The following is a 23,909-nucleotide window of genomic DNA, read 5'->3' as shown; positions in this document are numbered from 1 at the left end:
CAGACTTTATATCACTCCCCGCAAAAAAGCGACCTCTGCCAATTCCGCAAAGGTCGCATTATTTCTTATAAATACACAATTACTGCCAAGATTACTGCCAGTATAATACGATAAATCGCAAACGGAATCAGCTTGACTTTTGAGATCAGCTTCAAGAAGAAACGAATCGAAATCAATGCGAAGATAAACGCACTCAAAAAGCCGACTGCGTAAAAGCCGATATCATCCATCGACATATACTCCCAGTTCTTTAATACCGACACTAGGCTCGCGCCCATCATAATCGGCACTGCCATAATAAATGTGAAATCCGCGGCCGTCCGGTGATTCATCCCGAACAGTACACCACCTGAAATCGTTGCACCTGAACGGGAAAAGCCTGGCCACAGTGATAAACACTGCACTAGTCCGACGGTGAACGCCTGTCTGTATGTAATTTGGTCCAGCGTCTCTACACGCGGCTGCTTCGGTCCGAATTTATCAGCCGCAATCATCAGCAGCGCACCTGCAACGAGCGCAATAATAACCGTTTCCACGCCGAATAAATAATCATCAATCAAATCCTTGAACGCAAATCCGAAAATGACTGCAGGCAACATCCCCACGATGACGTGCAGCAAATTAAAACGTTCGCTCACTTTTACACCGCTGTCCACTTTATATAAGCCGACGAGACTGAACAATCGTTTCCAAAACACGACGACGACAGCCAAAATGGATCCGAGCTGGATAACAATCTTGAATGTAATCGCAGGATACTTTCCGAGGAACTCTTCCGTCTTCAGCCACATATCGTCGACAATAATTAAGTGACCTGTTGAGGATACAGGCGCGAATTCCGTCATTCCTTCTACAAATCCTAAAATCAGCGCTTTAATTAAATCAAATAATTCCATATGACTCTCTTTCCGCGAAGGCTTCCCTTCTGCTATTCTATTTTCTTATCCCAGACTACCATGACGCATGCAGCAGTGGATAAGTTTCCGGCAAAATTTCTTTATCCACATGTGCATACATTATTTTTTTGCATACACTTGATTACTTATGCACATAGTGCGTGGATAGATTGTGGAAAAGTCCATAATTTCTGACTATTCGTGCATATATTTCATTTTATCCACAATACAGCATGTATCTATTACTATGTCCTGCTCTCTATCACTATGACTGTCAGTCCGTTAATTTATTCTGAAATGCATAAATAACCGCCTGTGTGCGGTCCTGGACTTCGAGTTTGGATAATAGATTACTGACATGCGTCTTCACAGTTTTCAGCGCGATAAACAGTTCATCTGCTATTTCCTGATTGGATTTCCCCTTTGCCAATAATAACAGCACTTCCAGCTCGCGGTCAGTTAACTCTTCATGCAGGGCATGTGTATCTCCGGCGCGCATTTTCGTCATCATTTTCGACGTCACTTCTGGTTCAAGCACTGTTTGACCCTGCATTGTATCTCTGATCGCATCAGCCACGCGCTTTGCATTGGACGTCTTCAAAATATAACTGACTGCTCCGGCCTCCAGCGCAGGATACAGTTTATCATCATCAAGGAAACTGGTGACGATGATCACCTTTGCTTCCGGCCACTTCGCAATAATGGCCGCCGTTGCCTCGGCACCGTTCATGACTGGCATGACCATATCCATCAGGATAATATCAGGACGCAGCTCCAGCGCTTTCTCCACAGCAATCTGTCCGTTTTCCGCTTCTCCGATTACTTCGATGTCCGGCTGCATCTGTAAATACGTCGACACACCAATCCGCACCATTTCATGGTCATCCACTAATAATACTCGAATCATCCGCCAGCTCCCCTTTCAGAATCGGCAATTTCACTTCCACAATGGTTCCTTGGGAAGGCACCGATACAATCTTACAGCTTCCGCCAATTTCAATCGCACGTTCCTGTACATTTTGCAGGCCGTATGAGCCGCCTTTTCCGTCATCCTGTTTAAACCCGACTCCATTGTCCTGCACGCGCAAAATAGCGAGTCCAGCCCGTTCAATCAATAACACTTCCACTTCCGTTGCTTGCGCATGCCGAAGTGTATTTGATAACGTTTCCTGTGCGATTCGGAATAAATGATCTTCTGCACCTTTGGATAACTCGATATCTTCTAACCGGTGCGTAATGTCAAACGTCACTTTTTCCTGTAATTCCTGAAGCAGCTCTTCCAGCCCCTGTGCAAGTGTCTTATTATGCAGTGCAGCTGGGCGTAAATGAAGGAGCAGCGCCCGCATCTCAAGCTGGGCCTGCTGAACCATTTTTTCCACTTGCAGCAGCGGCTTATGAATAGAGTCTTCATCCGACTGTTCTACGAGCGCTGACAAAAGCATCGAAGCCGCGAATAGCTGCTGGGACACCGAATCATGCAGCTCTCTCGCCAATCGCTGACGTTCTTGGACGATTCGTTCTTGAATAATTCTATCCTGCGTTTCGACCCGTTCATCAGTAATCCGCCGCAAACTGCTCCTCTGTGCTTCCAACACTTCATACAACTGTTCAATCGAGCGATTCATTTTTTTCTTCATCTTATGGGAATGCGTAAATTGCTGCTTGGCATAGAGATCTTCCAGCTTCCCGATAATCACATTCTCTTTCATCCTGCTGTGCAGGCTGATCCAGCTTGCGAGCCCTAGGCTGATGATGAAAATCGTCGTGAACAGCCAGGCGAGCAGCGGCATATCTGCAGCTTCCGTATTAAACAGCAATCCGCGATATTCTTCAAGCGGCACATTGATAAAGAAATAGAAAAAGATGGCGATAATCACGCTGAACATCAGCGTCAACAAGATGGTGCGCCCTATGATTGCTTTCATTTTCTGCGCACCTCCACATCGCCGATCCATGTAAATAACGTAATGATCAATTCAGGATCATTCGGCCGTTTCGTTCCATAGCCATCCTGTTCCTGCACAGACTCATTAAATAATTGCTGTGTGTCATTCTCTAACATCTTCGCCTCACCGTACAATGTCGCATAATGAATCCTGACCGGAATATCATACGGCACTTCTATTGTAATTCTTCCAAAGATTTGACGAATCGAAATCGTAGAAGCACCTTTAGGCAAAACTGTATCCGTCACATCGACATGTACATCACCGAAAAACCCCTGCAAGTGCACATCTTCCCACTCATACGTTGAGAACGGGGTAGATTGGACGGAAAATAGACGATTCCTCCATAAACCTTGTGACCGTCTTTTCCTCGGCTTTGTCAAATCACCAAAGACTTCATCGGCCGGTGTGCCCCTCCATAATTTCAGGATAATGTACAGTACAATCGCCAGGATCAGCAGCCGTACGCTCCATAATGTCAAAAGTGCAATGACGATGAAGACAATTCCCGCAATCGCTGTCCATTTCTCCCGCTTTCGATAGCCATAATCAAGGCATCCCCAACCGAGAAGGAGGAAAATAAAATTACCATTTGAAAATAACAAGGATTCGACAAACGCTATTGTCAGCAAACCCAGAACATATACAGAGACTTTAGAAGAATCCATCTTTGCCATTTCATTCTCTCCCTTCCCGGCAGAGGAAGCGCATAGCTCCCTCCTATAGTTTACACAATATCCTGAGATTTTGCGTTAGATTTCTCCAATGAATCAAGTCGCTGCTCCATGGAAGAGTGAGACTGCGCTCTTCCCGTGCTGCCGCCAAGGTCTTCAATGAACGAATGCAAGTCATCAAGCGATGAGATTGTGCTGTCCGGCTTCACGAAACGATCCATTTTTTCCTTTGCGCGCATGACGTTTTCTTTGCCCATCAGCTGCAGCTGACGGACCCGCATATCCTTCACGCGGTGCTTCATTTCTTCAAATTTCCGTTCTAATGACAGCAATTCCTGCACAGCATCCTGAATACTCGCTGACAATCGGGCCACCCGTCCTTCATACGCTTCCACTTCCTGTTGCGCAAACGCGATCAGCTCCGCTTCACCCGTTGCTTCAGCCAATTCCAGCTGACGTCGGCGTTTCATCGCCATCAAATCTGCGTCTTGCCGTTCATTTTCCAGCTCTTCTTTCAGGCGTCCTTGACGCTCAAGCAATTTCCCGATTTCTGCCGTTTGCTTTTGTGCGTCTAAGAAATATTGATTCAATAACGCAAGCGGATTCTCTTTCTTTTGCGGCTTGTCCAGCAGCGTGCTCAAATCTTCCTGTACAGTATATTTTAATCGATGCCAAAATGCGTTCATTATTCATCTCTCCTTTATTTTGTCAATTCATTCCACTGGCGTTCAAAATTCGTAAACGGGTCATCTGATGTTACGTCCGGATTCACATTGCGGTCATTCCACTGGCGCCATACATAATAGACCCCGATCAGTGCGATAATTCCAATGAATGCACCGATGTTTGAAATAGAGCCAATCAGACTGATGATCAATACAGCCATCCAAAATACTTTCGCGAACATCGAATAACTCTTTCTCCAATAATGGAAACTGACGAGCGCAATCGCACCTGTTATGGCCAGCGCGATAATTGAACCCAGATTTACTACCAATGCCAAACCTGCTATGATGCCCAGCAGGAATAATCCAAATTTCTTCATGTTGATGTCCTCCCTTCATTTGTAACTTTAGTTTATAATGAATTTCTGTTTTCTCCGACGGTCCCATAGCGGATTTCTAACTCAGACTTAAGGCTGAGCGTGATGCAAGACTTGCAATGGCGCGGTTTATTGGATGATTGGGGAGGTGCATTTTTCTGCACATAAAAAAACAGCCAGATATATTCTGACTGTTCAGCTTTACTTATTTACTTTCATTAGGCCGTCTATTAAGCCTGCGTGCATGCCTTCATGCCAGGTTAGAAATTGCAGAACTTCATCGACAGTTTCCATCGTGATCAGTTTGCCGATAGACAGCGGCGGGTCCAGCCGATATGCCAATTGTTCTTCAGTCAGCTGCGAGATTCGTTTGCCCTGATCTTTCAATGCGGCAATCAGCTCTTCTTCCGCCGGCGGAATACCGGGCCATGAAGAGGGGCTTGTACCCGATGAAAAGAATTCTGCCCACTCCGCCTTGGCGACTGGGTAGTCATTCATTGCACGGCTCAGAAAATCTTCTGCAGACTCATAAATATGCCCCGCGTTCCATCGCACCGTATTGGAAAACCCTTCTGGCTGTGCGTCCCACATATGTTCGTCTGCCCGTTTGAGACGGCTTAACGTATAGCCTCTTGCCATGGAGAATTGTTGCTGCGCACCCATTCTTTCCACCCTTTCATCAGTTAATCTAAAAACAGCCTCGCGCTATGGGCGGGCTGACTTACAACGGAGAATCATCATTCTTTTTGATATTCTTGTGTTCATTCCACTGGTCGTGCGCTTCGCGGTTGTATTCGCGGTTATATGCCTCCTGATCTCCATACGGGAATTGCTCGCCCGGTGTCAGATCATGATAATTTTGGCTTGGTGATTTATTTTGACTGTAAGCAGAAGGTTTATGTTCCCCTGTATCGTCCTGTGCATTTTCCCTGAACTCCGCACTTGAATCAGAATCCGCCGGATCAGCAAGCGGTAATTCGTCAGGTACTACTACACCTTCGACTGTATCGGTCTGCTCATCGATTTCCATTACTTTTGGCGTCAGATCTTTTTTGTTTGGATACTTCCCGTCAACAATTGTCATATTCCATTCCTCCCTTTCATGCTGTCATTAAAGAGACTGCACTCCCTATACATACCCTTATTCGTCAAAAACAAAACCGATTCCTCTAAAATGTCAAAAAATAACGCGAAACAGGAATTTTATCCCATAACGCGTTATATCTATTTAGTCACCCGCGATGTCTATTACTACTTTAAATAAATCACCGTCCACCTCGACTTCCATTTTGCCGCCATGCAGTTCTACAATAGACTGTGCGATAGCCAGACCAAGGCCGGAGCCTTCCGTCTGCCTTGATTCATCGCCTCGCTTGAAACGCTCAAATAATTCATCGGTATTGTCACCCAGCTCGTACTTCGCCACATTCTTCAGGATTATCCGTGCGTTCGGGCCAATCTGCTGAAGGTTGAGGTACACTCTTGTGCCGGGCAATGCATACTTCCATACATTGATGAGCAAATTATCAAGGACGCGCCACCACTTTTGACCGTCCACTTGCGCAAAGACGGGTGCTTCCGGCAAAGCTGCGCGAACATGCAAGTCCCGCTCCGTAAACTCTTCTGCATGTTCTGCTAACGCTTGCTGCATCAGCTGATTCAAATCGACACGCTGTTTCACCATTTCCAAATTACCGCTTGCCATCTTCGACACTTCAAACAAATCTTCGATAAGTGTTTTCAAACGCTGGGATTTCTGATCCAGAATGCCGACATACTTTGCCCGTTCTTCTGCCGACAGGGTTTCATCTTTTAATAAATCGGTATACGTGATAATAGAAGTGAGCGGTGTCCGCAAATCATGACTGACATTTGTGATGAGTTCCGTCTTCAATCGTTCACTTTTCGCTTGTTCATTGATCGATACACGGACGCCTTCACGCAAATTATTTAAGTTCGCTGCGTGTTTTGCAAGCGGGGATTTTCCCCTTACCGGTATCTCCTGCGTCAGGTGGCCTGCTGCCATATCATTTGTAGCGGCCAGAATTCTGTTCAGGTACGCTGCCTTCTTGACCAATAGAAATAATGCAGGCAACGCCACGAACAGTACACAAAACACATAAATAAGCATCAGTGCGGAATCATAAAGGGCGCCTGCAAAGCCTATGCCTGCCAGAAAAAATATGACCAGCAATACAAGCAATTGCACACCGATTGTCCGATTGTCAAATAGCCCCTTAACATCGCGCACAAATTGCAATGCAAAGCTTTCACGCCATGCGTTTTCCCATTGACTGGTCTTCTTGTAAAGCTCGACTACATGTACTGTTTGAAATGCCAGCAATGCTGTTAACAGAACGCCGAACAGAAAGAAACTGACGACCATATTACCGGCTGCCCCTAAAGTCAGATAAGTGAATTGGTTTAACACTCTATAAACCGCAGATTGTATATAGATGGCCAAGACAAATCCCGTCAATAGAACGAGAGCGATTCTCACATCCACTTTCCATCGTGCATAGACAGCAGAAAACCTAACATTCAAGACCCACTCTTTCCGGAACTTTATGACGGTCAATAATGCTGCCAATGCAAGGGCACCCGCAATCCACAGCGCATAGAGCATGTATTTCCCGCGGATAAAAGCGTCATTCTCCTGAGCAAGTGCACCAATGGTTGCCGCGTCTGACGGGATTATGATGGTGCCCTTAAAATATTCAGGCGGATTGCTGATACTCGCTTCCCCGTCGAATGACGTTTCTTCATCCATTGAATAGTCAGAATAGCCGTTGTCATAGACTGCGGAGTCAGCCTTAAAATAACCGCGGGCGTCGTCAAAGACTTCCCGGTACAGCGCTGCTTTCTCAATATTACCTTTAGTAAAGCGTTCTCCTGTTTCCGTGTTAACCAAGTCATAGGAGATCGGCAAATTCATATCCAGGTTATTTTTCGTTTCTTTTATAAAGCGCGCCAGATTTGCAGCTTTTTCTGACCGAATTTTATCTTCTACATAACTGTCGCTTTCAAAGTTCTTCTGTATGTCGTCAATTTTCATATTTCGCTCTTTGACGAGCGCCAGCAGCAAAGTTTCATTTTCGCTGTCTTTTGCCTCTGTAATCCGGTCCGCATATTGTTGCTGGATATTGTCCAGCTGCTCAGTCAGCGTGCCGTAACGTTCCCGGTGCTCCGCAATTTCGCCTGGAAAAACACGCAGTTCTTTCTCGGCTTTTTCCAAATCAAGCGGATTCAGTACGGCTGCTGACAGATTGTCGTATGTTTGTTGCACTCTGTATTTAAAGTCACGCTGGTCTGTAAATGACTTGCCGACAAGCTGTGGTGCATAATGAATGACGGATGGCAGTGCAATTAACACAAGCGTTACGAGCGCTGACCAGACGGCGAGTTTTATCTGTTTATTCATCACACAGCTCCTCCCCTGATGATTCTCCCGAAGTAATCGGCAGCAAAGCTCAGCCGTTCCCATCCACTGACGAAAAGGTCGACCGCAAAAGATGCGCAATATGCGAGACTGCCCAGTGCGAGCGCAATCGCAATGAGCGATAGGAAAAGTCCGTTTCTATTTCTCGATTTTGTAGCCAACGCCCCACACCACCTTCACATATCGGGGATTTTTAGGATCCGCCTCAATTTTCTCCCGGATTTTCCGGATGTGCACCGCCACAATATTTTCTGCGTTATAGGCTTCTTCATTCCATACGCGTTCATAAATTTCATTAATAGAAAATACGCGGCCAGGATGTTTCATCAACAGTTCTGTGATTTTAAATTCAATCGGAGTCAGCCGGACCGGTGTCCCATCCACCGTCAGCTCTTTTTCTTCTTCATTCAGAACGAGCCCGTTGACTTCAATGATTTTCTGTCCTTCATATGTCCCAAGCTGCACATACCTGCGAAGCTGCGACTTTACCCGCGCCATCAGTTCAAGCGGATGAAACGGTTTCGTCACATAATCGTCCGCGCCGACCGACAGCCCGTGAATTTTATCTGAATCCTCCACTTTTGCACTCAACATGATGATTGGGATATTTTGCAGTTCCCGTATTTTGAATGTCGCCGTGATCCCATCCATATTTGGCATCATAATATCTAAAATCAGTAAATGGATATCATGGGACGTCAATAACTCCAGTGCTTCTTGACCATCTTTCGCTTTCAGCACATGATATCCTTCATTTTTCAAATAAATCTCAATTCCTTCACGAATTTCCTTATCGTCATCCGCAACCAGAACAGTAAACTCTTTCATATCCTTCACCCCGCCTCATCAATAACTACATTCTATCACCCAACTCTTAACAAAGTTTGAGGATAAATCTGAAGAAATTCTTAAGAAGCTGCTGGACGAATCCTCCGCGCTCAATACAGCGCCGCAGCCGCTCAAATCATCCCGGAACCGCTCATACATAACCTGGAGGCGATCACAGCTGTCCCGCAACCGATCTTATTTCCAATGAAGCGATCATAGCACCTTCGCAAGCGCTCATACCCGGCGTATATTCTCCAATAAAAAAGCCACACTTCCATAATGGAGGTGACATTCATGCCGAATAAAAAGAAAAACAAACAAAATGAAAAAATGCGCGAAGAGTACGGATACGGCTATGATCTGAGTCCGGATGATTTTGATGTAATCGGACAAAATGATGCAGCGAAGAAGCATAATGCGAACTCGAAGAAGGATAAGAAAAATGCGCAAGCAGATGGTGACTATCCTGTTAATCCTTCCTAAAACGGTGAATAGATTGGCACTCTGTACATATAGGGTGTTATTTCAAGTCACTTCGGATTATATTCGGCCGAAAAAAAGAGCAGCCGGCGCGGCTGCTCTTTTTCTATACATAATTTACATTCGGCACCCCGCACTTCTGCATGAAAAGCAGACAGTATGGAATAATTGAACTTACAGGTCCTGATAAGCCCGCTGGTGCTTGCCGCCATCCTTTACTTCTGCATGATAAAGCGCTTTTAAGGCAAAGCTCTTCTCAAGTTCATGCTCTTTCATGATAGCTTTCAATTGTCTGTTTAACTCGGGGCTCTGCTTAACGAGTTGAAGCATTTTAGGTTGTGAATATTGCATGAAAATCTCCTCCTCATTTCTATTGTTTCTATAGTATAGCACGGCTTCACTTTCTGCGTTTTCGCCCAAGAATAATCCTCGGATAGTAGAAAACTTTGTTTTAATATAACACAGATGACCCAATAACCTTTTAAAATTACGCTTTTCATTTGTAAGACATCCATAAAAAAGTTATACTACTTTTTATGTTTATCTAATCAACAAACGGGTACTGTAAAGTGTATATGTGCAATTTTTCGCTAATTGGCTAACTGCAGCAAAAGAATCTATATCCAAAATAAGGGGGATTTATGAGAAAAGTTTCAATAACATTTTATATAACGCTCGCCGCTGTCATCATCGCGGTCGGGTACGGCGTGATTGCGCCTGATCATTTTGAGAATGTCACATCTATCATAAAAGATTTCATTTCAAATTCTTTCGGCTGGTATTATTTACTGACCGTCTCTATACTGTTTTTCATTTCAGTATTTTTGATATTCAGCCCTATTGGCCGAATTCGCTTAGGAAAAGATAAGGACCGCCCGCAATTTTCAATGCTGTCATGGCTTGCCATGCTGTTTTCCGCCGGTATGGGAATTGGACTTGTGTTCTACGGAGCAGCAGAACCGCTCTCGCATTATGCTGTAGATCCAGCGACGACGGCTCCGGAAACGAAAGCTGCTTATAAAGAAGCCATGCGCGAAACGTTTTTCCACTGGGGATTCCATGCGTGGGCTATTTACGGCATGACGGCTTTGGTTCTTGCATACTTCCAGTTCCGTAAAGGACAGCCCGGTCTTATTTCTGCTACACTCCGTCCGATTTTCGGCGATCGTGTAGACGGAAAACTGGGCACAGTGATAGACATATTTTCAATTTTTGCTACCGTATTCGGCGTAGCAACATCGCTTGGATTTGGAGCTGTTCAGATTAACGCCGGATTGAACTATTTATTTGGTGTCCCGATCGGCTTCTGGTCACAGTTTGTCATTATTGCGATTGTAACAGTACTATTTTTGATTTCCGCATGGAGCGGACTTGGTAAAGGAATCAAAATTTTATCCAATACGAACATGGTTCTGGCACTGGCACTGTTAATTTTCGTCATCGCGCTAGGCCCCACACTATTGATATTCAATATGTTTACTGATTCTATTGGAGGCTACTTGGAACATCTGATCCGTATGAGCTTCCGCACTGCGCCATTGACACCCGAAAACCGTTCATGGCTGAATGACTGGACGCTATTCTATTGGTCTTGGTGGATCGCCTGGTCGCCGTTTGTCGGCATGTTCATTGCCCGCGTATCAAAAGGCCGGACCATTCGGGAATTCATGATCGGGGTGTTGGTTGTGCCGACCGTATTGAGCGCAATTTGGTTCGCGGCGTTTGGTACGACAGCGATTGAAACACAAAGAGAAGGCATCATCGATCTGGCTTCTACCGCAGCCGAGCTGACGATTTTCGAGATGTTCAGCGATTTGCCTTGGTCATTTGTCATTTCAGTAATTGCGGTTTTGCTGATCATTTCATTTTTCATCACGTCAGCAGACTCCGCCACGTTTGTACTTGGCATGCAGTCGTCCCACGGCTCATTGACGCCGCCAAATAATTTGAAGATTATCTGGGGAGTCATTCAATCTTCCATCGCGATCATTTTATTGTACGTAGGCGGATTGAATGCACTGCAAAACGTCATTATTATCGCTGCCTTGCCATTCTCCATCATACTTATTATGATGGTCACCTCACTGTTAAAATCGTTGAAAGAAGAGCGAAAACGAATACACAGACCGTAAAAAAAGGAGCATCCCCGCTTATGCGAGGGTGCTCCTTTTCTATGTTAGTTTACTGCCTTTTCAATGGCTTGTTTCAAATCTGCAATGATATCGTCAGGCGATTCCAATCCGACAGATAAGCGGATTAATTCTTCGCTGACTCCGGAATTTTTCAAGTCTTCTGCAGACAGCTGCTGATGGGTAGTAGAAGCAGGGTGAATGATTAACGATTTTGCATCCCCTACGTTCGCGACATGGGACCAGATTTCCACGTTATCGATGACTTGTCTTCCTGCATCGCGGCCGCCTTTGATGCCGAAAATGATGATCGAACCGTAGCCGTTCTTCAAGTGCTTATTCGCCAGTTCTGCTGTCGGATGGTCTTCAAGCCCTGTATATGTCACCCATTCTACTGCCGGATGATCTTTCAGGAACGCAGCAACCTTTTGCGCATTTTCATTGTGGCGCGGCACACGCAAGTGAAGCGTCTCCAGTCCTTGCAGCAAGTTAAATGCACTGTCAGGCGCGAGACATGGGCCGAAGTCTCTCAGCAATTGCACACGCAGCTTTGTCGCGAATGCAGCTGCCGCAGTATCGATTCCGTAGCGCAGGCCATGATAGGATTCATCTGGCTCCGTGAAGCCTGGGAACTTCCCTTGCGTCCAGTCAAATTTCCCTGCATCGACCGCCACGCCGCCGATTGTTGTACCATGTCCGCCAATCCATTTCGTTGCCGAGTGGATGACTACGTCCGCCCCGTACTCAATGGGATTGGATCCATAAGGAGAGGGGAACGTATTATCCACAAGCAATGGAATTCCGTGCTCATGCGCGATGTTCGCAACCGCTTCTACATCGAGGACCTGCAGGCTCGGGTTACCGATCGTTTCTGCGAACAACGCTTTCGTTTTATCTGTAATGGCTGCTTCAAAATTCTTCGGATCCGATGAATCTACAAACTTCACTGTAATACCATAACGCGGTAATGTGACAACGAATAAATTGTATGTACCTCCGTACAGATTGCTTGCTGCAACGATTTCATCGCCTGCTCCTGCAATATTCATAATGGAAAAAGCAATCGCCGCCATTCCCGAAGACAGCGCCACTGCTGCCGTTCCGCCTTCAAGCTGTGCCACACGCTCTTCAAATACCGCCACTGTCGGATTAGTGATACGCGTATAAATATTGCCCGCCTCTTTCAGAGCAAATAAATTCTGTGCATGTTCCGTGTCTTTGAATACATAAGAGGTCGTACGATGAATCGGCAAAGCACGTGAGCCTGTGTCAGGATCCGGCTTCTGTCCTCCATGTAATAATATCGTTTCCGGCTGTAAATTCGTCATAACCATTCCCCTTTTTCATGTATTGATGGAACACCGAAAAGCGTAAGAGGGCGTTTAGCTGCGGCAGGCGTTGGAGGTCTGAACTCAAAGGAGCGCTCTTCTCCTTTGCAGTCAGTCCGAAACGCCCCGAGCAGCTGCCCTCTGAAGCTGGACACTGAAAAGCGTAAGAGGGCATCCAGCTGCGGCAGGCGTTGGAGGTCTGAACTAAAAGGAGCGCTCTTCTCCTTTGCGGTCAGTCCGAAACGTCCCGAGCAGCTGCCCTCTGAAGCTGGACACTGAAAAGCGTAAGAGGGCATCCGGCTGCGGCAGGCGTTGGAGGACGCGCGCAGCACTCCCGGGTATACAAAAAGCCCTTCTTCCGTAATAAGAAGAGGGCTATGCTTTCGCTCATTTCTCCTTATCTTCCAAACTGCTGGGAGTTTGTAGGAAGTAGCACCTTTGCTTTCGCCGGTTGCCGGGCATCATAGGGCCTAATCCCTCCGCCGCTCTTGATAAGAGTACGTCTATTCGTTTTCCATCTTGAAAAATAGTATAAAGCTATTCGGATGCTATTGCAAGGAACTATTGATGGAATGTTTAGAAAGTAGCGTTATTTTCTTTAGGCCAGGGGCAAGGCGAGTTATGCTGTTCTTTGTTTCCTGGGGAAGTGTTCTGCCGGGGGTAGTTTGTTTTTGCACTGGTTTGGGTCGTTGCTCGACTGTTTGTTGGGGTTTGCAGTTAGTGAGTGTCCACTTTTTGGACCCGCGCAGGCACGTGGGGGATTGCCTTTCGTCATGAGCCAGCTGGCGATAGAACGCGCCAGTTGTCTCATGACTTCGGCCGACCCCGCAGTTGTGCCTGCGCTGCTGAGTGGAAGCAAGCCAGGTTGTTGTTTAAAAGAGAAGAAATGCATTGACTCGTTGCCGACTGGTGTTTGCTTTGGCAAATGAAGTGTCATATTCTGCTTCCCCTAACTGAACGAAGGCACCTTACAAGCGGTAGGCGAAGTGATGAGACAGCCAGGCGGTCTTCCTGTCTGGCTCATTGCGTAGCCATCCGCCAGCGCCGCAGTGAGTTCAATGCCGTTCTGTCTCTAGTTTTGTGGTCGTAGCTCGATCGGTTGTCGGGGATTGAAGTCAGCAAGTGTCTGCTCTTAGGACCCGCGCAGGCACGTGGGGGATTGCCTTACGTCATGAGCCAGCTGGCGAAGTGCGTGCCAGTTGTCTCCTGACTTCGGCCGACCCCGCAGTTGTACCTGCGCTGCTGTGTGGGAGCAAGCCAGGTTACTTTTTTATAAGAGAAGAAGTGCAGTGACTGGTTGCCGACTGGCGTATGCTTTGGCAAAAGACGTGTCATATTCTGCTTCCCCCTCACTGAACGGTGGCGCTTTACAAGCGGTAGGCGTAGCGATGAGCCAGACAGGCGGTCTTCCTGTCTGGCTCATTGCGTAGCCATCCGCCAGCGCCGCAGTGAGTTCAATGCCGTTCTGTCTCTAGTTTTGTGGTCGTAGCTCGATCGGTTGTCGGGGATTGAAGTCAGCAAGTGTCTGCTCTTAGGACCCGCGCAGGCACGTGGGGGATTGCCTTTCGTCATGAGCCAGCTGGCGATAGTGCGTGCCAGTTGTCTCATGACTTCGGCCGACCCCGCAGTTGTGCCTGCGCTGCTGAGTGGAGGCAAACCGAGTACTCTTTTAAAAGAGAAGAAGTGCAGTGACTACTAGACGACTAGCGTATGCTTTGGCAAATGACGTGTCATGTTTTGCTTCCCCCTAACTAAACGAAGGCGCCTTACAAGCGGTCGGCGAAGTGATGAGACAGCCAGGCGATCTTCCTGTCTGGCTCATTGCGTAGCCATCCGCAAGCGCCGCAGTGGGTACAATGCCGTTCTGTCTCTGTTTTGGGATCGTAGCTCGACTCGTTGTCGTGGATTGAAGTTAGTAAGTGTCCGCTTTTAGGACCCGCGCCGGCACGTGGGGGATTGCCTTACGTCATGAGCCAGCTGGCGAAGAGCGCGCCAGCTGGCTCATGACTTCGGCCGACCCCGCAGTTGTGCCTGCACTGCTTAGTGGAAGCAAACTAAGTACTCTTTTAAAAGAGAAGAAGTTCAGCGACTACTAGATGACTGATGTACGCTTTGGCAAAAGACGTGTCATTTTTCGCTTTCTCCTAACTGAACGGAGGCGCCTTACAAGCGGTAGGCGTAGCGATGAGACTGACAGGCGCACTTCCTGTCTGGCTCATTGCGGAAGCCATCCGCAAGCGCCGCAGTGACTTCAATGACGTTCCCCTTCTTCTGCTACAAAGATGGCAACTGGTGTAACCCAGTTATGATGCACAAAAACCAAAACCGCCTGCACAGCATTTGCCCATCACCTTTCCAAAACCAGAAGCCAAAGTGATTCCCCCTAACTAAACGGAGGCGCCTTACAAGCGGTCGGCGAAGTGATGAGACTGACAGGATGCCCTTCCCTGTCTGGCTCATTGCGTAGCCATCCGCCAGCGCCGCAGTGACTTCAATGACGTCTTGCTTCTCTTATAACAATGACGGCAACCGCTGTAATCCAGTTATTACGCACAAAAAGAAAAGCACCGGAGCAGGGGTGTTGTCCCATGCTCCGGCGCTTGCACTTTCATTATAGGCCCTACTAAAAGATATCCCACCAAATCTTCACAGCAGAAATAACAATCAACACTGCGAGGATGCCTTGCAGTACTTTCGTGTTGACTTTGCGGCTCGCTTTTACACCGATTGGAGCAGCAATGACACTGGCGGCGATCATCACAAGCGCGGGACCATACGGCACCTGCCCCGTGAACAGCTTCCCGCTGGCAGACCCGACTGATGACAGCAGCGTAATGGCCAGTGACGTGGCAATTGTGACGCGCGTCGGGATCTTTAAGATCACCAGCATGACCGGCACCATAATGAAAGCCCCGCCAGCCCCGACAATTCCTGCCGCGAGACCAACAATGAACGCCGCACCGGAAGCGACCAAACGATTAAATGTAATATCTTCAATCGGTATATCATCTAGCCCCTTTTTCGGAACAAACATCATGATTGCCGCCATTACCGCGAGAACACCGTAGACGATATTCACGGCAGCTTCCGATAACAGACTGGAGCCTAATCCTCCGAGCGCACTGCCGGCCAGGACGCTGATTCCCATATACAGAACAAGCGGCTTCAAAATCAGATTGCTTTTGCGGTATGCCCAGACGCCCGAAAGCGAAGCGAAGAATACTTCCACTGCAGTGATCCCCGATACCTCGTGCGGTGTAAATGCGGTGAATCCCAACAGCGCCGGGATAAACAGCAGCATGGGGTACTTGACTATTGCGCCGCCGATTCCCATCATGCCTGAAAGAAACGAGCCGACGAATCCGATGAGGAAGATAGTGATAATAAATGAAATAGTCATGATGTCCTCCCTTCTCCCTTATGAAAGAGGGAGGTAATCATTCCCTCTGTTTTAAGTTTACCCTTTTTGAATCCAGAACTTAAAGATATCAGACTCTTGCTTCTGATCCTTTATTTCGTGATTGCCTGCCGCAGCCCACGCTGTCAGATCGGCCACCGAACCTTTGTCAGTTGTATGAATTTCCAGGATATCTCCCATCTGCAGATCTTTCATTGCTTTCCTCGCACGTACGATTGGCATTGGGCATGCCAGGCCTTTAGCGTCTAAAAATTTTGTTGAATTCATATCTATCTTCTCCTTTTATTTGTGTTTTTATAGTGCAGTCTGTCTCAGAAGAAAGTATCATCGTTATACTAATCAGCGGATTATCGTACTGCACAGCGGTTCGGACCGATTTCCATTTCACGCTGCGTCTCTTCATCCGGCTGAATCTTACCCATATTCGTCTGGCGGATTTCCTGATAAGCATTTGGCTGCGGAGGCAAGTCGCCTGTCACGAGTTCTCTGAACTGCTCTTCGTCTTCAATATTCAACCCGTGGTTACGCTCATATAATACACCGAGCTTCTCAGCAACACTGCCGTCCTCATTCAACTCTTCGATAATCATGAAGTGAGCGGGCAGCACCGTCAGATCTTCTGACAACTTTTGATAGCGGCTATACAAAGATTCGCGCAGATCTCCCACCCAGTCGTCTGCCAATCCAGCCAAATCAGGACGGCCTATAGAATCGATGAACAGGATATCTCCCGTCATCAAATAGCTGTCATCTACAATGAATGAAGTCGAACCGATTGTGTGTCCGGGAGAATAAAGCGCTTGGATATCGATGTTCGTTTCGCCGATCTGAATCGATGTGCCGCCTTCTAATGCAGCATATTCAAATATCACTTCTTCTGCGTCTTTTGGCGGCAGCCAATACACAGCGCCCGCAGCTTGTGCTATATGACGGCCGCCGGAAATATGATCCGCGTGCAGATGTGTATCCAGTACATGGGTTATTTTAACGCCTTTTTGTTCGGCAAAATCTATGAAAACGTCTGTCATGCGTGTTGCATCAATAATGGCTGCTTCTCCGCCGGAAATGACCATGTAAGACAGACACCCTTTACCGAGACGGACAAATTGATAGAGCTCGCCGCCTGATTTCAAATCAGCAATCTTCACCGGCTCCAAGTACTCGCTCCAAGCTTTCATCCCGCCTTCCAAATACCCCGCGTTGTATCCTTCTTCCTGAAGAATTTCTGCTACCATGACGGACGAACCTTCTTTTGCACAGACAACTAAAATCTCTTCATCTTTTGGCAGCTGGTCCGCAATCTCTTCGATACCGTCCAGTAATTCAAAATAGGGCACGTTCAAGTGGCGCACTTGTTCTCCTTCAATCTTCCAATCCTCGAATGCATCTGTATTCCGGACATCCAGAATGAATAGCGGTTCCTTCGCAATCACTTTTTTCGCAACTTCACTCGATTGAATGGTTCTCATTTATCCATACCCCCCGTTGTATTTTCTGTTTCACCTTTCCATTCAGACATGCCGGGAATCACATTCGTGACACATTCGTATCCGGCAGCGGCTAATTTTCGGCAAGCCATATCACTGCGGTTACCCGTTCTGCAGACGATAAACAACTTACTGTCTTTACTTAGATAGGTCATTCTCTCTTCCAGCTCGCCAAGCGGTATCGATAGGGCCCCGGGTATGTGAGAGAAAGCATATTCAGCTTCCTCCCGAACGTCAATCAGTACGGCGTCGGGATTCTTCAAATGTTCCAGCAGCTGATCATTTCCCACCGTAACTGGGTACTCAGTTTGCAGCTGATCTTCCTGTCCTGCTTTTCGCAAAAAGTGGCGCCATACGCCTGCTTCCTGCACGTTCCCAACATACTGGTGTCCCGTACTTTCTGCCCATGCCTGTAAGTCTGCGGCTGTTCCTGAATCCGTTGACTGGACTTCGAGCACTTGGCCGCCTTCCAAATCCTTCATGACCTTTCTCGTCTTCACAATTGGCATCGGACAGGCAAGTCCCTTTGCATCCAATACTTTGTCTGTTTTAATCATCGTATCCCTCCGGTACCCCGCGGGGTATTTATTTTATTAAAAAAATTAAATGAATAAATTGACTTGACCATCCTGCGCTTCACCTAAGTAAGCCGCCACACCGCCGTATTCCACTTCTGTAAGCAGTTCGTCTTGTCCAAGTCCAAGCAAATCCATCGTCATCGTACAGGCAATCAGTTTTACATCCTGTTCGATCGCCATTTCAATTAACTGCGGCAGCGTCATTGCATTATGCTTTTTCATGACCTGTTTGATCATTTTAGGACCCATACCTGCGAAATTCATATTGGAAAGTCCCATTTTGTCGGCCCCGCGCGGCATCATTTTTCCAAATGCCTTCTCAATAAAACTCTTATTGCTTTTAATCGGTTCATCTTTGCGCAATGCATTCAAGCCCCAAAATGTATGGAAAATCGTTACTTCGTGGTCATAAGCTGCTGCGCCGTTCGCGATAATGTATGCAGCCATCGCTTTATCATAATCTCCGCTGAATAACACAATCGTTGTCTTCTTTTGTTCTGACATGTTCTCGTTCCCTTCTGTAGTTATCTTTGCTCTATATACCTACGGGGGTATATTATATTATATAAAAAAAAGAGTCAAGATTTGTTGCTTATCGACTCTTTACCAAAAGATCCACCGCTTCGTTAATTATGGCCTCATGTGTGCGGTCATCGGCCTCGTCCAGATTTTCCATGCATGCAATCAAGTTGGAACTCACAATTACACCAATCGTGCGGTCGATAGCAGAACGACTGGCAGACAATTGGGTAATGACTTCTTTACAGTCTTTCCCCTCTTCCATCATACGCAAGACACCTTTAATTTGCCCCTCAAGACGTTTTAACCGGTTTTTTACTTTGTCATCGTATTCCATATCGCTCACTCTCCTTTGTGTTAACTTAACAATATACCCCCTAAGGTATAATGTCAATAGAAAAGTTTTCATGTGTTTACTGCCCTATCGAACGTTCCCTCCATAACTGTACGGGAATCAATCTATCGAAATTCATTCGACAAAACACTTGCTCATTTGACAAACTTCTAGTATTCTGAAATATTTTGCGAAATGTGTTATAATAGATATAGTAAGCTATTGTACACACTTTCCGTCTGATTTCAATGTCATATTGTGACAGACGAGATTCTTACTACCGAAGGAGATGATTCGATTGGCATTCCCACGTAAAGATCGTCCAGTTTCTGATTTTGTGGCCTCACGATATGTAGACGAAGTCATATCTTTCAACCGTAATGAACATGAAGTTTCCGGAACTATCTTCAAAATTCTTGAAAACTCTGTCATTGTGAAAATTTCCGAAGCAGACGCAGAGCAAATTGGAGCAGCTTCCAATATGACTGTCGTTGCACACAAAAATTACAAGGTACAATAATCTATGTTTTTATGCCCTGCAGCTATATGCAGGGCTATTTTTTTGCGTGCTAGTTATACTCTTTCATGAGCATGCCAGAGAGTATAAAACAATCTTCCTTCATTGAACTTGATGGCTGCCGCCGTCTGTGGCAAGTCAACTAGACAAACGGCTTAACTCTTTCTTGCTGCGCCAGTTTACAAGGAAAATACCCAAACTGATAAGCATACCGCCAAAGATTAAACTCATCGACAATCTCTCGTTCAATAACACCCAGCCGGATAATGTGCCGAAAAACGGTGCCAAAAACAAAAATGCACTCGTCCGTTCCGGATTTCCTGTCTGCAGTAAATAAAACCAAATAGAAAATTGTACAATTGATGCAGCAATCGCCAGCCACCCGAGAATTGCCAGTGACAGCGCATTCACTTCAAAAAACGGTTCTTCCAGTACATAACTCGCGGCGAATAAAATCAATCCGCCAAACAGCATTTGATACGCTGTCATTACCCACGTATCGAAACGGTGGCCATGCACTTTGACGAGAAGTGTTGCACAAGCCCAGGCTACTGCAGAAAGAAACCCTAATACTGTACCGATTTTCAAGTCCAAGTGCCCGCCCATTGTGATGAACACACCAAACAGACCGCAAATGACACCAACCCACTGCTGCAGACGATAACGGATCTTCAATACAAGTGTTCCGATGACTACTACAAGCAGCGGGTTGGTGAATGTCAGAATAGATGTTTCACCAGACGTAATCGTACGGAGCGCGATAAAGATACAGCCCATGACCGCAGCGGTCTGCAGTGACCCTATCAGCACGAGCCACTTCCACTCCCCGATCGTTTTTGGATGCGGCTTTTTCATTATCTTTACAATCACCGCCATAATCGCGCCCGCAATGGAAAACCGCAGTGCTACCAATAGCAGCGGTGAAGAATATTCCAGCCCAATTTTACCTACTGCAAATGAGGACCCCATCAATGCCGTCGTAATGACAACCAAAAGCCCAAATAGAATTTTATTCATCCCGCTCCTCCCTTTCCGTCCGCTGTGAAGGAGTGATAAATGGAGTCTTCAGGCGCCGTATCAGCACTTCAATTGCAGGAGACATGTAGCGGTTTTTTAAATAGGTGATATATACAGTACGCGTCAGCGTTTTGGAGTTCGTCGTTTTAATTACTATGGACGGGTCCGGCCGATCGGAAAAGTAATTCCTCGGAATAATCGACACTCCAATATTTGCCCTCACCAGCTCCACAATCGTTTCGAATCGTTCCACTTCATAACGAATAGTCATCGGAACTCCTTCTTCTGCGAAGGCAGTGAATATATCCTGTCTCGTCTGCAAACCCACACTCGTGACAATAAACGTCTCGTCTTCCAGGTCAGCCAGCGTAATGGATTCCTGGCCAGCCAGCCGGTGATCAGGATGCATAATGACCGCGAGCTGTTCGTTATAAAGCGGAATCGAATGAATATCCGGGGCGTCGATGTACTGGTTTGTCAAACAAGCATGAACCGAATACTGACGGAGCGCTCGCTCAACATCTTCCCGGCTCAATACTTCTATTAATTTCACTCTCATCGAAGGAAACTCCTTCTGGTATGCATGCAGCACCGCAGGAATCCAATTCTTTACAGACTCAATCATGCCGACTTGCACAATGCCGCTGCCTGTCCACTTTACTTCTTTAATTTCCTGCTGCAAAATATCTGTTTCATTAAGAATCTGCAGTGCGCGCTCATAAATCACTTGGCCCGATTCCGTGAGCCGGATATGTTTCGTAGTCCGCTCCAGCAAACGGAACCCTATTTCTGCTTCCAAGTTTTTAATTGCTTTACTGAGCGAGGGCTGTGACAGATGAAGTTTTTTGGCCGCTTCCGAAAAACTGGATTGCTGCACGACCATTACAAAATATTGCAGTTGCTTGAATTCCATTTATTCCACCCCTATCTATAGCCTGAATGCATGAATATATGAAAAAGATGTATTAGAATTAATAAATCAAAACCATTATAGTAAGAGTATCATGCGGGAAAGGGTGAAGTATATTGTTAATTCAAACAAATGAAAAGTTCTGGTCCGGCCGTACGGACAGTAAGACCGATAGAACCGCATTCCGTATGCACCAAATTGTCCAACTTTCCGAGCTAAAAGAAAGCGCTATCAATAAAACCTGTGCACTGATCGGATTTTCTTCCGAAGAAGGTGTACGTCGAAATAACGGCAGACTCGGTGCTGCCGAAGGACCGGATGCTTTGCGCAGTGAACTCGCTAAATTGCCGTGGCGCCTGCCCGCTGACTGTGACCTGGTTGATGTGGGCACTGTCGTATGTACTGACGGTCAATTAGAACATGCACAAGCTGAACTTGGCGCAGTCGTCAAAAGAAGTCTTCAACGTCACGCCAAACCTGTCATTTTAGGCGGCGGGCATGAAACTGTATATGGCCATTATCTCGGAGTGCGCGAATTTTTAGGCCCGGATGCGAAGCTCGGTGTCATTAATATCGATGCACATTTTGATCTGCGCAGTTACGATGAACAGCCTTCTTCAGGTACGATGTTCAAACAAATGCTTGATGCAGATATGAATGTTGACTACTTGGTCCTTGGCATTCAAGAGTTTGGAAATACAGATACATTATTTGCAGAAGCCGATAAAAAAGGCGTGACATATGTCATGGAACAAGAAATTATGTCGAGGCCTTTGAACGAGACATTAGAAAAAATACAGTTATTCATTGAAAAACAAGATGCTGTTTTGCTAACATTGTGCTCTGATGTCCTGAATTCTGCATTTGCTCCCGGTGTAAGTGCGCCGTCTCCATTCGGATTGGATCCGTTGACCGTGCGTTCGTTCATTCAAACCGCTGCATCGCATAAGAAAACCCTTTCATTCGACATTTCAGAAATAAACCCGTCACTTGACCAGCATAATCAAACGGTCAAACTCGGGGCCTATCTAACAAATGAAGCAATCTATGCATTGCTGGGAGGTCGAATCACATGACAATTGAGCTGAATCAAATAACCACGCTGTTTCTTGCGTTGGCACTTCTGACCTTGGGGACGATGTTAGTACGTAAAATCGGCTTTCTCCAGAAGTTCTGTATCCCGGCCCCTGTGGTCGGCGGATTACTATTCGCAATTTTGGCGACAATTTTGAAATACTTTGATTTACTGAGTTTCACATTGGATACTTCGCTGCAAAACTTATTCATGCTGACGTTTTTCACGACAGTCGGTCTGGGTGCCAGCTTCCGTCTGATTCGTCTGGGCGGAAAGCTATTGATCATCTACTGGGTCGCGTGCGGTTTCCTGGCATTGGCACAGAACGTTATCGGTGTTTCAATGTCTTATTTATTTAATCTTCATCCATTAATCGGGATGATGGCAGGCGCTGTATCCATGGAAGGCGGACACGGCGGAGCAACAGCCTACGGTCAGACACTGCAGGAACTCGGCATCGATTCGGCATTGTCCATCGGGATTGCCGCAGCTACTTTCGGACTTGTGGCAGGCGGACTGGTAGGCGGACCTATCGTAAAATACCTGATTAATAAATATGATTTGAAATCCACAGAAGTTGAACATGAAGAAGCTTATTCTGTAGAATCACTTGAAAAGCCGATCAATACAGACAACTTCATAATACAGACATTACTGATTACGCTTTGTATCGCAGGCGGCACATTTATCGGTGATTTATTCTCAAACGCTACTGGGTTTGTCATGCCGGGTTACGTCGGCGCAATGTTTGTTGCGGTGATTGTCCGGAATATCGTTGACCGCGTGAAGGAAGATGCAGTCCATATGACAAGCATCAACCTAATCGGCGATGTATCGCTCGGTATTTTCCTGTCCATGGCGTTAATGAGCATCAAGCTATGGGAAGTGGCAGATTTGGCGCTTCCATTGCTGGTGATCGTATTTGTACAAGTACTTTTCGTCGTACTGTTCGCGATTTTTGTCTTATTCCGCATTCTCGGCAAAGACTACGACGCAGCAGTCATGATTGCCGGTTTCGCAGGACACGGCCTGGGTGCGACCCCGAATGCCATGGCGAATATGGCTGCGGTTACGGCTCGCTACGGCCCGTCACGCAAAGCGTTTCTGATCGTGCCCATCGTCGGCGCCTTCCTCATAGACGTCGTCTCGATGCCGATCATCATTACAACCATTAATATCTTTACGTAATGGCAGGAACGACAAAGAACTGGCAGCTTCAGTGCAGCGGCCGATCAACAGCAATTACTACTCTGTTTTCAATAAACAGCAAAGAGCTTCTTTCACTTACAAAG

26 protein-coding genes and 1 riboswitch are annotated in these 23,909 nt (G+C 46.6%); of the genes, 5 read left to right on the top strand and 21 right to left on the bottom strand.

The genetic code is table 11. The features are described from left to right. Positions 1–65: 65 nt before the first annotated feature. The 10 genes from SporoP33_RS10390 to SporoP33_RS10345 form a co-directional block, all read right to left on the bottom strand. The gene (locus SporoP33_RS10390; protein WP_081243633.1) at positions 66–896 is read right to left on the bottom strand and encodes an undecaprenyl-diphosphate phosphatase; all 831 of its coding nucleotides are present in this window, start codon (positions 894–896) and stop codon (positions 66–68) included. A gap of 274 nt (positions 897–1,170) precedes the next feature. Beyond that, a complete protein-coding gene (locus tag SporoP33_RS10385; protein ID WP_081243632.1) occupies positions 1,171–1,803 on the bottom strand; it encodes a response regulator in 633 nt (210 codons plus the stop codon). Then, positions 1,778–2,821, bottom strand: coding sequence for a sensor histidine kinase (locus SporoP33_RS10380; RefSeq protein ID WP_081243631.1), 1,044 nt, complete (start codon positions 2,819–2,821; stop codon positions 1,778–1,780). The genes SporoP33_RS10385 and SporoP33_RS10380 overlap by 26 nt, the downstream gene beginning before the upstream one ends. After that, positions 2,818–3,519 (bottom strand): cell wall-active antibiotics response protein LiaF, encoded by a 702-nt coding sequence (liaF, locus tag SporoP33_RS10375; protein WP_081243630.1) that lies wholly within the window; start codon positions 3,517–3,519, stop codon positions 2,818–2,820. Before liaF ends, SporoP33_RS10380 begins: the two co-directional genes overlap by 4 nt. A 50-nt stretch (positions 3,520–3,569) precedes the next feature. Then, complete coding sequence (locus SporoP33_RS10370) at positions 3,570–4,202, bottom strand: PspA/IM30 family protein (protein ID WP_081243629.1); 633 nt, start codon at positions 4,200–4,202, stop codon at positions 3,570–3,572. Positions 4,203–4,216: 14 nt separating this feature from the next. After that, positions 4,217–4,561 carry a lmo0954 family membrane protein gene (locus tag SporoP33_RS10365; RefSeq protein ID WP_081243628.1) on the bottom strand — a complete coding sequence of 115 codons (345 nt, stop codon included), beginning with the start codon at positions 4,559–4,561 and terminating at the stop codon, positions 4,217–4,219. Positions 4,562–4,759: 198 nt separating this feature from the next. After that, complete coding sequence (locus SporoP33_RS10360) at positions 4,760–5,221, bottom strand: DinB family protein (RefSeq protein WP_081243627.1); 462 nt, start codon at positions 5,219–5,221, stop codon at positions 4,760–4,762. 58 nt (positions 5,222–5,279) lie between these two features. Then, on the bottom strand, positions 5,280–5,642 hold the full coding sequence (locus tag SporoP33_RS10355; protein WP_081243626.1) for a hypothetical protein: 363 nt from the start codon (positions 5,640–5,642) through the stop codon (positions 5,280–5,282). A 144-nt stretch (positions 5,643–5,786) separates the two neighbouring features. Beyond that, positions 5,787–7,979: a sensor histidine kinase gene (locus SporoP33_RS10350; RefSeq protein ID WP_196796767.1), complete on the bottom strand. Its 2,193-nt coding sequence runs from the start codon at positions 7,977–7,979 to the stop codon at positions 5,787–5,789. 156 nt (positions 7,980–8,135) lie between these two features. Next, positions 8,136–8,825, bottom strand: a complete 690-nt coding sequence (locus tag SporoP33_RS10345) for a response regulator transcription factor (RefSeq protein WP_081243624.1) — start codon at positions 8,823–8,825, stop codon at positions 8,136–8,138. A 294-nt stretch (positions 8,826–9,119) separates the two neighbouring features. Between SporoP33_RS10345 and SporoP33_RS10340 the strand changes: the two genes are divergently transcribed. After that, entirely contained in the window at positions 9,120–9,308 is a 189-nt protein-coding gene (locus SporoP33_RS10340) for a hypothetical protein (protein ID WP_081243623.1), read from the top strand. Between the two features lie 171 nt (positions 9,309–9,479). Here the strand turns inward: SporoP33_RS10340 and SporoP33_RS16260 are convergent, their stop codons facing one another. Then, the gene (locus tag SporoP33_RS16260) at positions 9,480–9,656 is read right to left on the bottom strand and encodes a hypothetical protein (protein WP_099662767.1); all 177 of its coding nucleotides are present in this window, start codon (positions 9,654–9,656) and stop codon (positions 9,480–9,482) included. A gap of 290 nt (positions 9,657–9,946) precedes the next feature. On the opposite strand from SporoP33_RS16260, the gene SporoP33_RS10335 reads away from it, so the two are divergent. Next, entirely contained in the window at positions 9,947–11,437 is a 1,491-nt protein-coding gene (locus tag SporoP33_RS10335; RefSeq protein ID WP_081243622.1) for a glycine betaine uptake BCCT transporter, read from the top strand. A gap of 44 nt (positions 11,438–11,481) precedes the next feature. Here SporoP33_RS10335 and SporoP33_RS10330 read toward each other — a convergent pair whose 3' ends face one another. The 8 genes from SporoP33_RS10330 to SporoP33_RS10295 all read right to left on the bottom strand — a co-directional run bounded on the left by SporoP33_RS10330 (position 11,482) and on the right by SporoP33_RS10295 (position 19,101). Beyond that, positions 11,482–12,762 (bottom strand): O-acetylhomoserine aminocarboxypropyltransferase/cysteine synthase family protein, encoded by a 1,281-nt coding sequence (locus SporoP33_RS10330; RefSeq protein ID WP_081243621.1) that lies wholly within the window; start codon positions 12,760–12,762, stop codon positions 11,482–11,484. Positions 12,763–13,156: 394 nt separating this feature from the next. Then, positions 13,157–13,260: riboswitch (SAM riboswitch) on the bottom strand. Between the two features lie 666 nt (positions 13,261–13,926). Further along, complete coding sequence (locus SporoP33_RS16000) at positions 13,927–14,097, bottom strand: hypothetical protein (RefSeq protein WP_155961332.1); 171 nt, start codon at positions 14,095–14,097, stop codon at positions 13,927–13,929. Between the two features lie 1,288 nt (positions 14,098–15,385). Further along, positions 15,386–16,162 (bottom strand): sulfite exporter TauE/SafE family protein, encoded by a 777-nt coding sequence (locus tag SporoP33_RS10320; protein WP_081243619.1) that lies wholly within the window; start codon positions 16,160–16,162, stop codon positions 15,386–15,388. Between the two features lie 57 nt (positions 16,163–16,219). Continuing rightward, complete coding sequence (locus SporoP33_RS10315) at positions 16,220–16,447, bottom strand: sulfurtransferase TusA family protein (RefSeq protein WP_081243618.1); 228 nt, start codon at positions 16,445–16,447, stop codon at positions 16,220–16,222. A gap of 80 nt (positions 16,448–16,527) precedes the next feature. Next, positions 16,528–17,649 (bottom strand): MBL fold metallo-hydrolase, encoded by a 1,122-nt coding sequence (locus SporoP33_RS10310; RefSeq protein ID WP_081243617.1) that lies wholly within the window; start codon positions 17,647–17,649, stop codon positions 16,528–16,530. Beyond that, positions 17,646–18,224 carry a sulfurtransferase TusA family protein gene (locus SporoP33_RS10305; RefSeq protein ID WP_081243616.1) on the bottom strand — a complete coding sequence of 193 codons (579 nt, stop codon included), beginning with the start codon at positions 18,222–18,224 and terminating at the stop codon, positions 17,646–17,648. Before SporoP33_RS10305 ends, SporoP33_RS10310 begins: the two co-directional genes overlap by 4 nt. A gap of 45 nt (positions 18,225–18,269) precedes the next feature. Next, complete coding sequence (locus SporoP33_RS10300; RefSeq protein ID WP_081243615.1) at positions 18,270–18,749, bottom strand: DsrE/DsrF/DrsH-like family protein; 480 nt, start codon at positions 18,747–18,749, stop codon at positions 18,270–18,272. A gap of 88 nt (positions 18,750–18,837) precedes the next feature. Further along, the gene (locus tag SporoP33_RS10295) at positions 18,838–19,101 is read right to left on the bottom strand and encodes a metal-sensitive transcriptional regulator (RefSeq protein WP_081243614.1); all 264 of its coding nucleotides are present in this window, start codon (positions 19,099–19,101) and stop codon (positions 18,838–18,840) included. A gap of 286 nt (positions 19,102–19,387) precedes the next feature. Between SporoP33_RS10295 and SporoP33_RS10290 the strand changes: the two genes are divergently transcribed. Then, positions 19,388–19,618, top strand: coding sequence for a DUF2187 family protein (locus tag SporoP33_RS10290; RefSeq protein WP_231293232.1), 231 nt, complete (start codon positions 19,388–19,390; stop codon positions 19,616–19,618). Positions 19,619–19,753: 135 nt separating this feature from the next. Here the strand turns inward: SporoP33_RS10290 and SporoP33_RS10285 are convergent, their stop codons facing one another. Both SporoP33_RS10285 and SporoP33_RS10280 read right to left on the bottom strand, forming a co-directional pair. Further along, entirely contained in the window at positions 19,754–20,632 is an 879-nt protein-coding gene (locus SporoP33_RS10285; RefSeq protein ID WP_081243612.1) for a DMT family transporter, read from the bottom strand. Further along, entirely contained in the window at positions 20,625–21,545 is a 921-nt protein-coding gene (locus SporoP33_RS10280) for a LysR family transcriptional regulator (RefSeq protein WP_081243611.1), read from the bottom strand. The genes SporoP33_RS10285 and SporoP33_RS10280 overlap by 8 nt, the downstream gene beginning before the upstream one ends. Before the next feature lie 113 nt (positions 21,546–21,658). Here SporoP33_RS10280 and hutG point away from each other — a divergent pair, with 113 nt between their 5' ends. Further along, positions 21,659–22,618 (top strand): formimidoylglutamase, encoded by a 960-nt coding sequence (gene hutG / locus SporoP33_RS10275; RefSeq protein ID WP_081243610.1) that lies wholly within the window; start codon positions 21,659–21,661, stop codon positions 22,616–22,618. Further along, positions 22,615–23,805: a sodium/glutamate symporter gene (gene gltS / locus SporoP33_RS10270; protein ID WP_081243609.1), complete on the top strand. Its 1,191-nt coding sequence runs from the start codon at positions 22,615–22,617 to the stop codon at positions 23,803–23,805. Before hutG ends, gltS begins: the two co-directional genes overlap by 4 nt. The last annotated feature ends 104 nt before the right edge of the window (positions 23,806–23,909 follow it).

The sequence above is a fragment of the Sporosarcina sp. P33 genome, from assembly GCF_002077155.1.
In the GTDB taxonomy this organism is placed as follows: Bacteria; Bacillota; Bacilli; order Bacillales_A; family Planococcaceae; genus Sporosarcina.
Note: the sequence above shows the minus strand (reverse complement) of the source record. Positions and strands in the feature narration are given on the sequence as shown.

Coding starts and splice junctions, on each gene's coding strand:
- SporoP33_RS10390 (WP_081243633.1), bottom strand. CDS start 896: ATGGAATTATTTGATTTAATTAAAGCGCTGATTTTAGGATTTGTAGAA.
- SporoP33_RS10385 (WP_081243632.1), bottom strand. CDS start 1,803: ATGATTCGAGTATTATTAGTGGATGACCATGAAATGGTGCGGATTGGT.
- SporoP33_RS10380 (WP_081243631.1), bottom strand. CDS start 2,821: ATGAAAGCAATCATAGGGCGCACCATCTTGTTGACGCTGATGTTCAGC.
- liaF (WP_081243630.1), bottom strand. CDS start 3,519: ATGGCAAAGATGGATTCTTCTAAAGTCTCTGTATATGTTCTGGGTTTG.
- SporoP33_RS10370 (WP_081243629.1), bottom strand. CDS start 4,202: ATGAACGCATTTTGGCATCGATTAAAATATACTGTACAGGAAGATTTG.
- SporoP33_RS10365 (WP_081243628.1), bottom strand. CDS start 4,561: ATGAAGAAATTTGGATTATTCCTGCTGGGCATCATAGCAGGTTTGGCA.
- SporoP33_RS10360 (WP_081243627.1), bottom strand. CDS start 5,221: ATGGGTGCGCAGCAACAATTCTCCATGGCAAGAGGCTATACGTTAAGC.
- SporoP33_RS10355 (WP_081243626.1), bottom strand. CDS start 5,642: ATGACAATTGTTGACGGGAAGTATCCAAACAAAAAAGATCTGACGCCA.
- SporoP33_RS10350 (WP_196796767.1), bottom strand. CDS start 7,979: ATGAATAAACAGATAAAACTCGCCGTCTGGTCAGCGCTCGTAACGCTT.
- SporoP33_RS10345 (WP_081243624.1), bottom strand. CDS start 8,825: ATGAAAGAGTTTACTGTTCTGGTTGCGGATGACGATAAGGAAATTCGT.
- SporoP33_RS10340 (WP_081243623.1), top strand. CDS start 9,120: ATGCCGAATAAAAAGAAAAACAAACAAAATGAAAAAATGCGCGAAGAG.
- SporoP33_RS16260 (WP_099662767.1), bottom strand. CDS start 9,656: ATGCAATATTCACAACCTAAAATGCTTCAACTCGTTAAGCAGAGCCCC.
- SporoP33_RS10335 (WP_081243622.1), top strand. CDS start 9,947: ATGAGAAAAGTTTCAATAACATTTTATATAACGCTCGCCGCTGTCATC.
- SporoP33_RS10330 (WP_081243621.1), bottom strand. CDS start 12,762: ATGACGAATTTACAGCCGGAAACGATATTATTACATGGAGGACAGAAG.
- SporoP33_RS16000 (WP_155961332.1), bottom strand. CDS start 14,097: ATGACACGTCTTTTGCCAAAGCATACGCCAGTCGGCAACCAGTCACTG.
- SporoP33_RS10320 (WP_081243619.1), bottom strand. CDS start 16,162: ATGACTATTTCATTTATTATCACTATCTTCCTCATCGGATTCGTCGGC.
- SporoP33_RS10315 (WP_081243618.1), bottom strand. CDS start 16,447: ATGAATTCAACAAAATTTTTAGACGCTAAAGGCCTGGCATGCCCAATG.
- SporoP33_RS10310 (WP_081243617.1), bottom strand. CDS start 17,649: ATGAGAACCATTCAATCGAGTGAAGTTGCGAAAAAAGTGATTGCGAAG.
- SporoP33_RS10305 (WP_081243616.1), bottom strand. CDS start 18,224: ATGATTAAAACAGACAAAGTATTGGATGCAAAGGGACTTGCCTGTCCG.
- SporoP33_RS10300 (WP_081243615.1), bottom strand. CDS start 18,749: ATGTCAGAACAAAAGAAGACAACGATTGTGTTATTCAGCGGAGATTAT.
- SporoP33_RS10295 (WP_081243614.1), bottom strand. CDS start 19,101: ATGGAATACGATGACAAAGTAAAAAACCGGTTAAAACGTCTTGAGGGG.
- SporoP33_RS10290 (WP_231293232.1), top strand. CDS start 19,388: ATGATTCGATTGGCATTCCCACGTAAAGATCGTCCAGTTTCTGATTTT.
- SporoP33_RS10285 (WP_081243612.1), bottom strand. CDS start 20,632: ATGAATAAAATTCTATTTGGGCTTTTGGTTGTCATTACGACGGCATTG.
- SporoP33_RS10280 (WP_081243611.1), bottom strand. CDS start 21,545: ATGGAATTCAAGCAACTGCAATATTTTGTAATGGTCGTGCAGCAATCC.
- gltS (WP_081243609.1), top strand. CDS start 22,615: ATGACAATTGAGCTGAATCAAATAACCACGCTGTTTCTTGCGTTGGCA.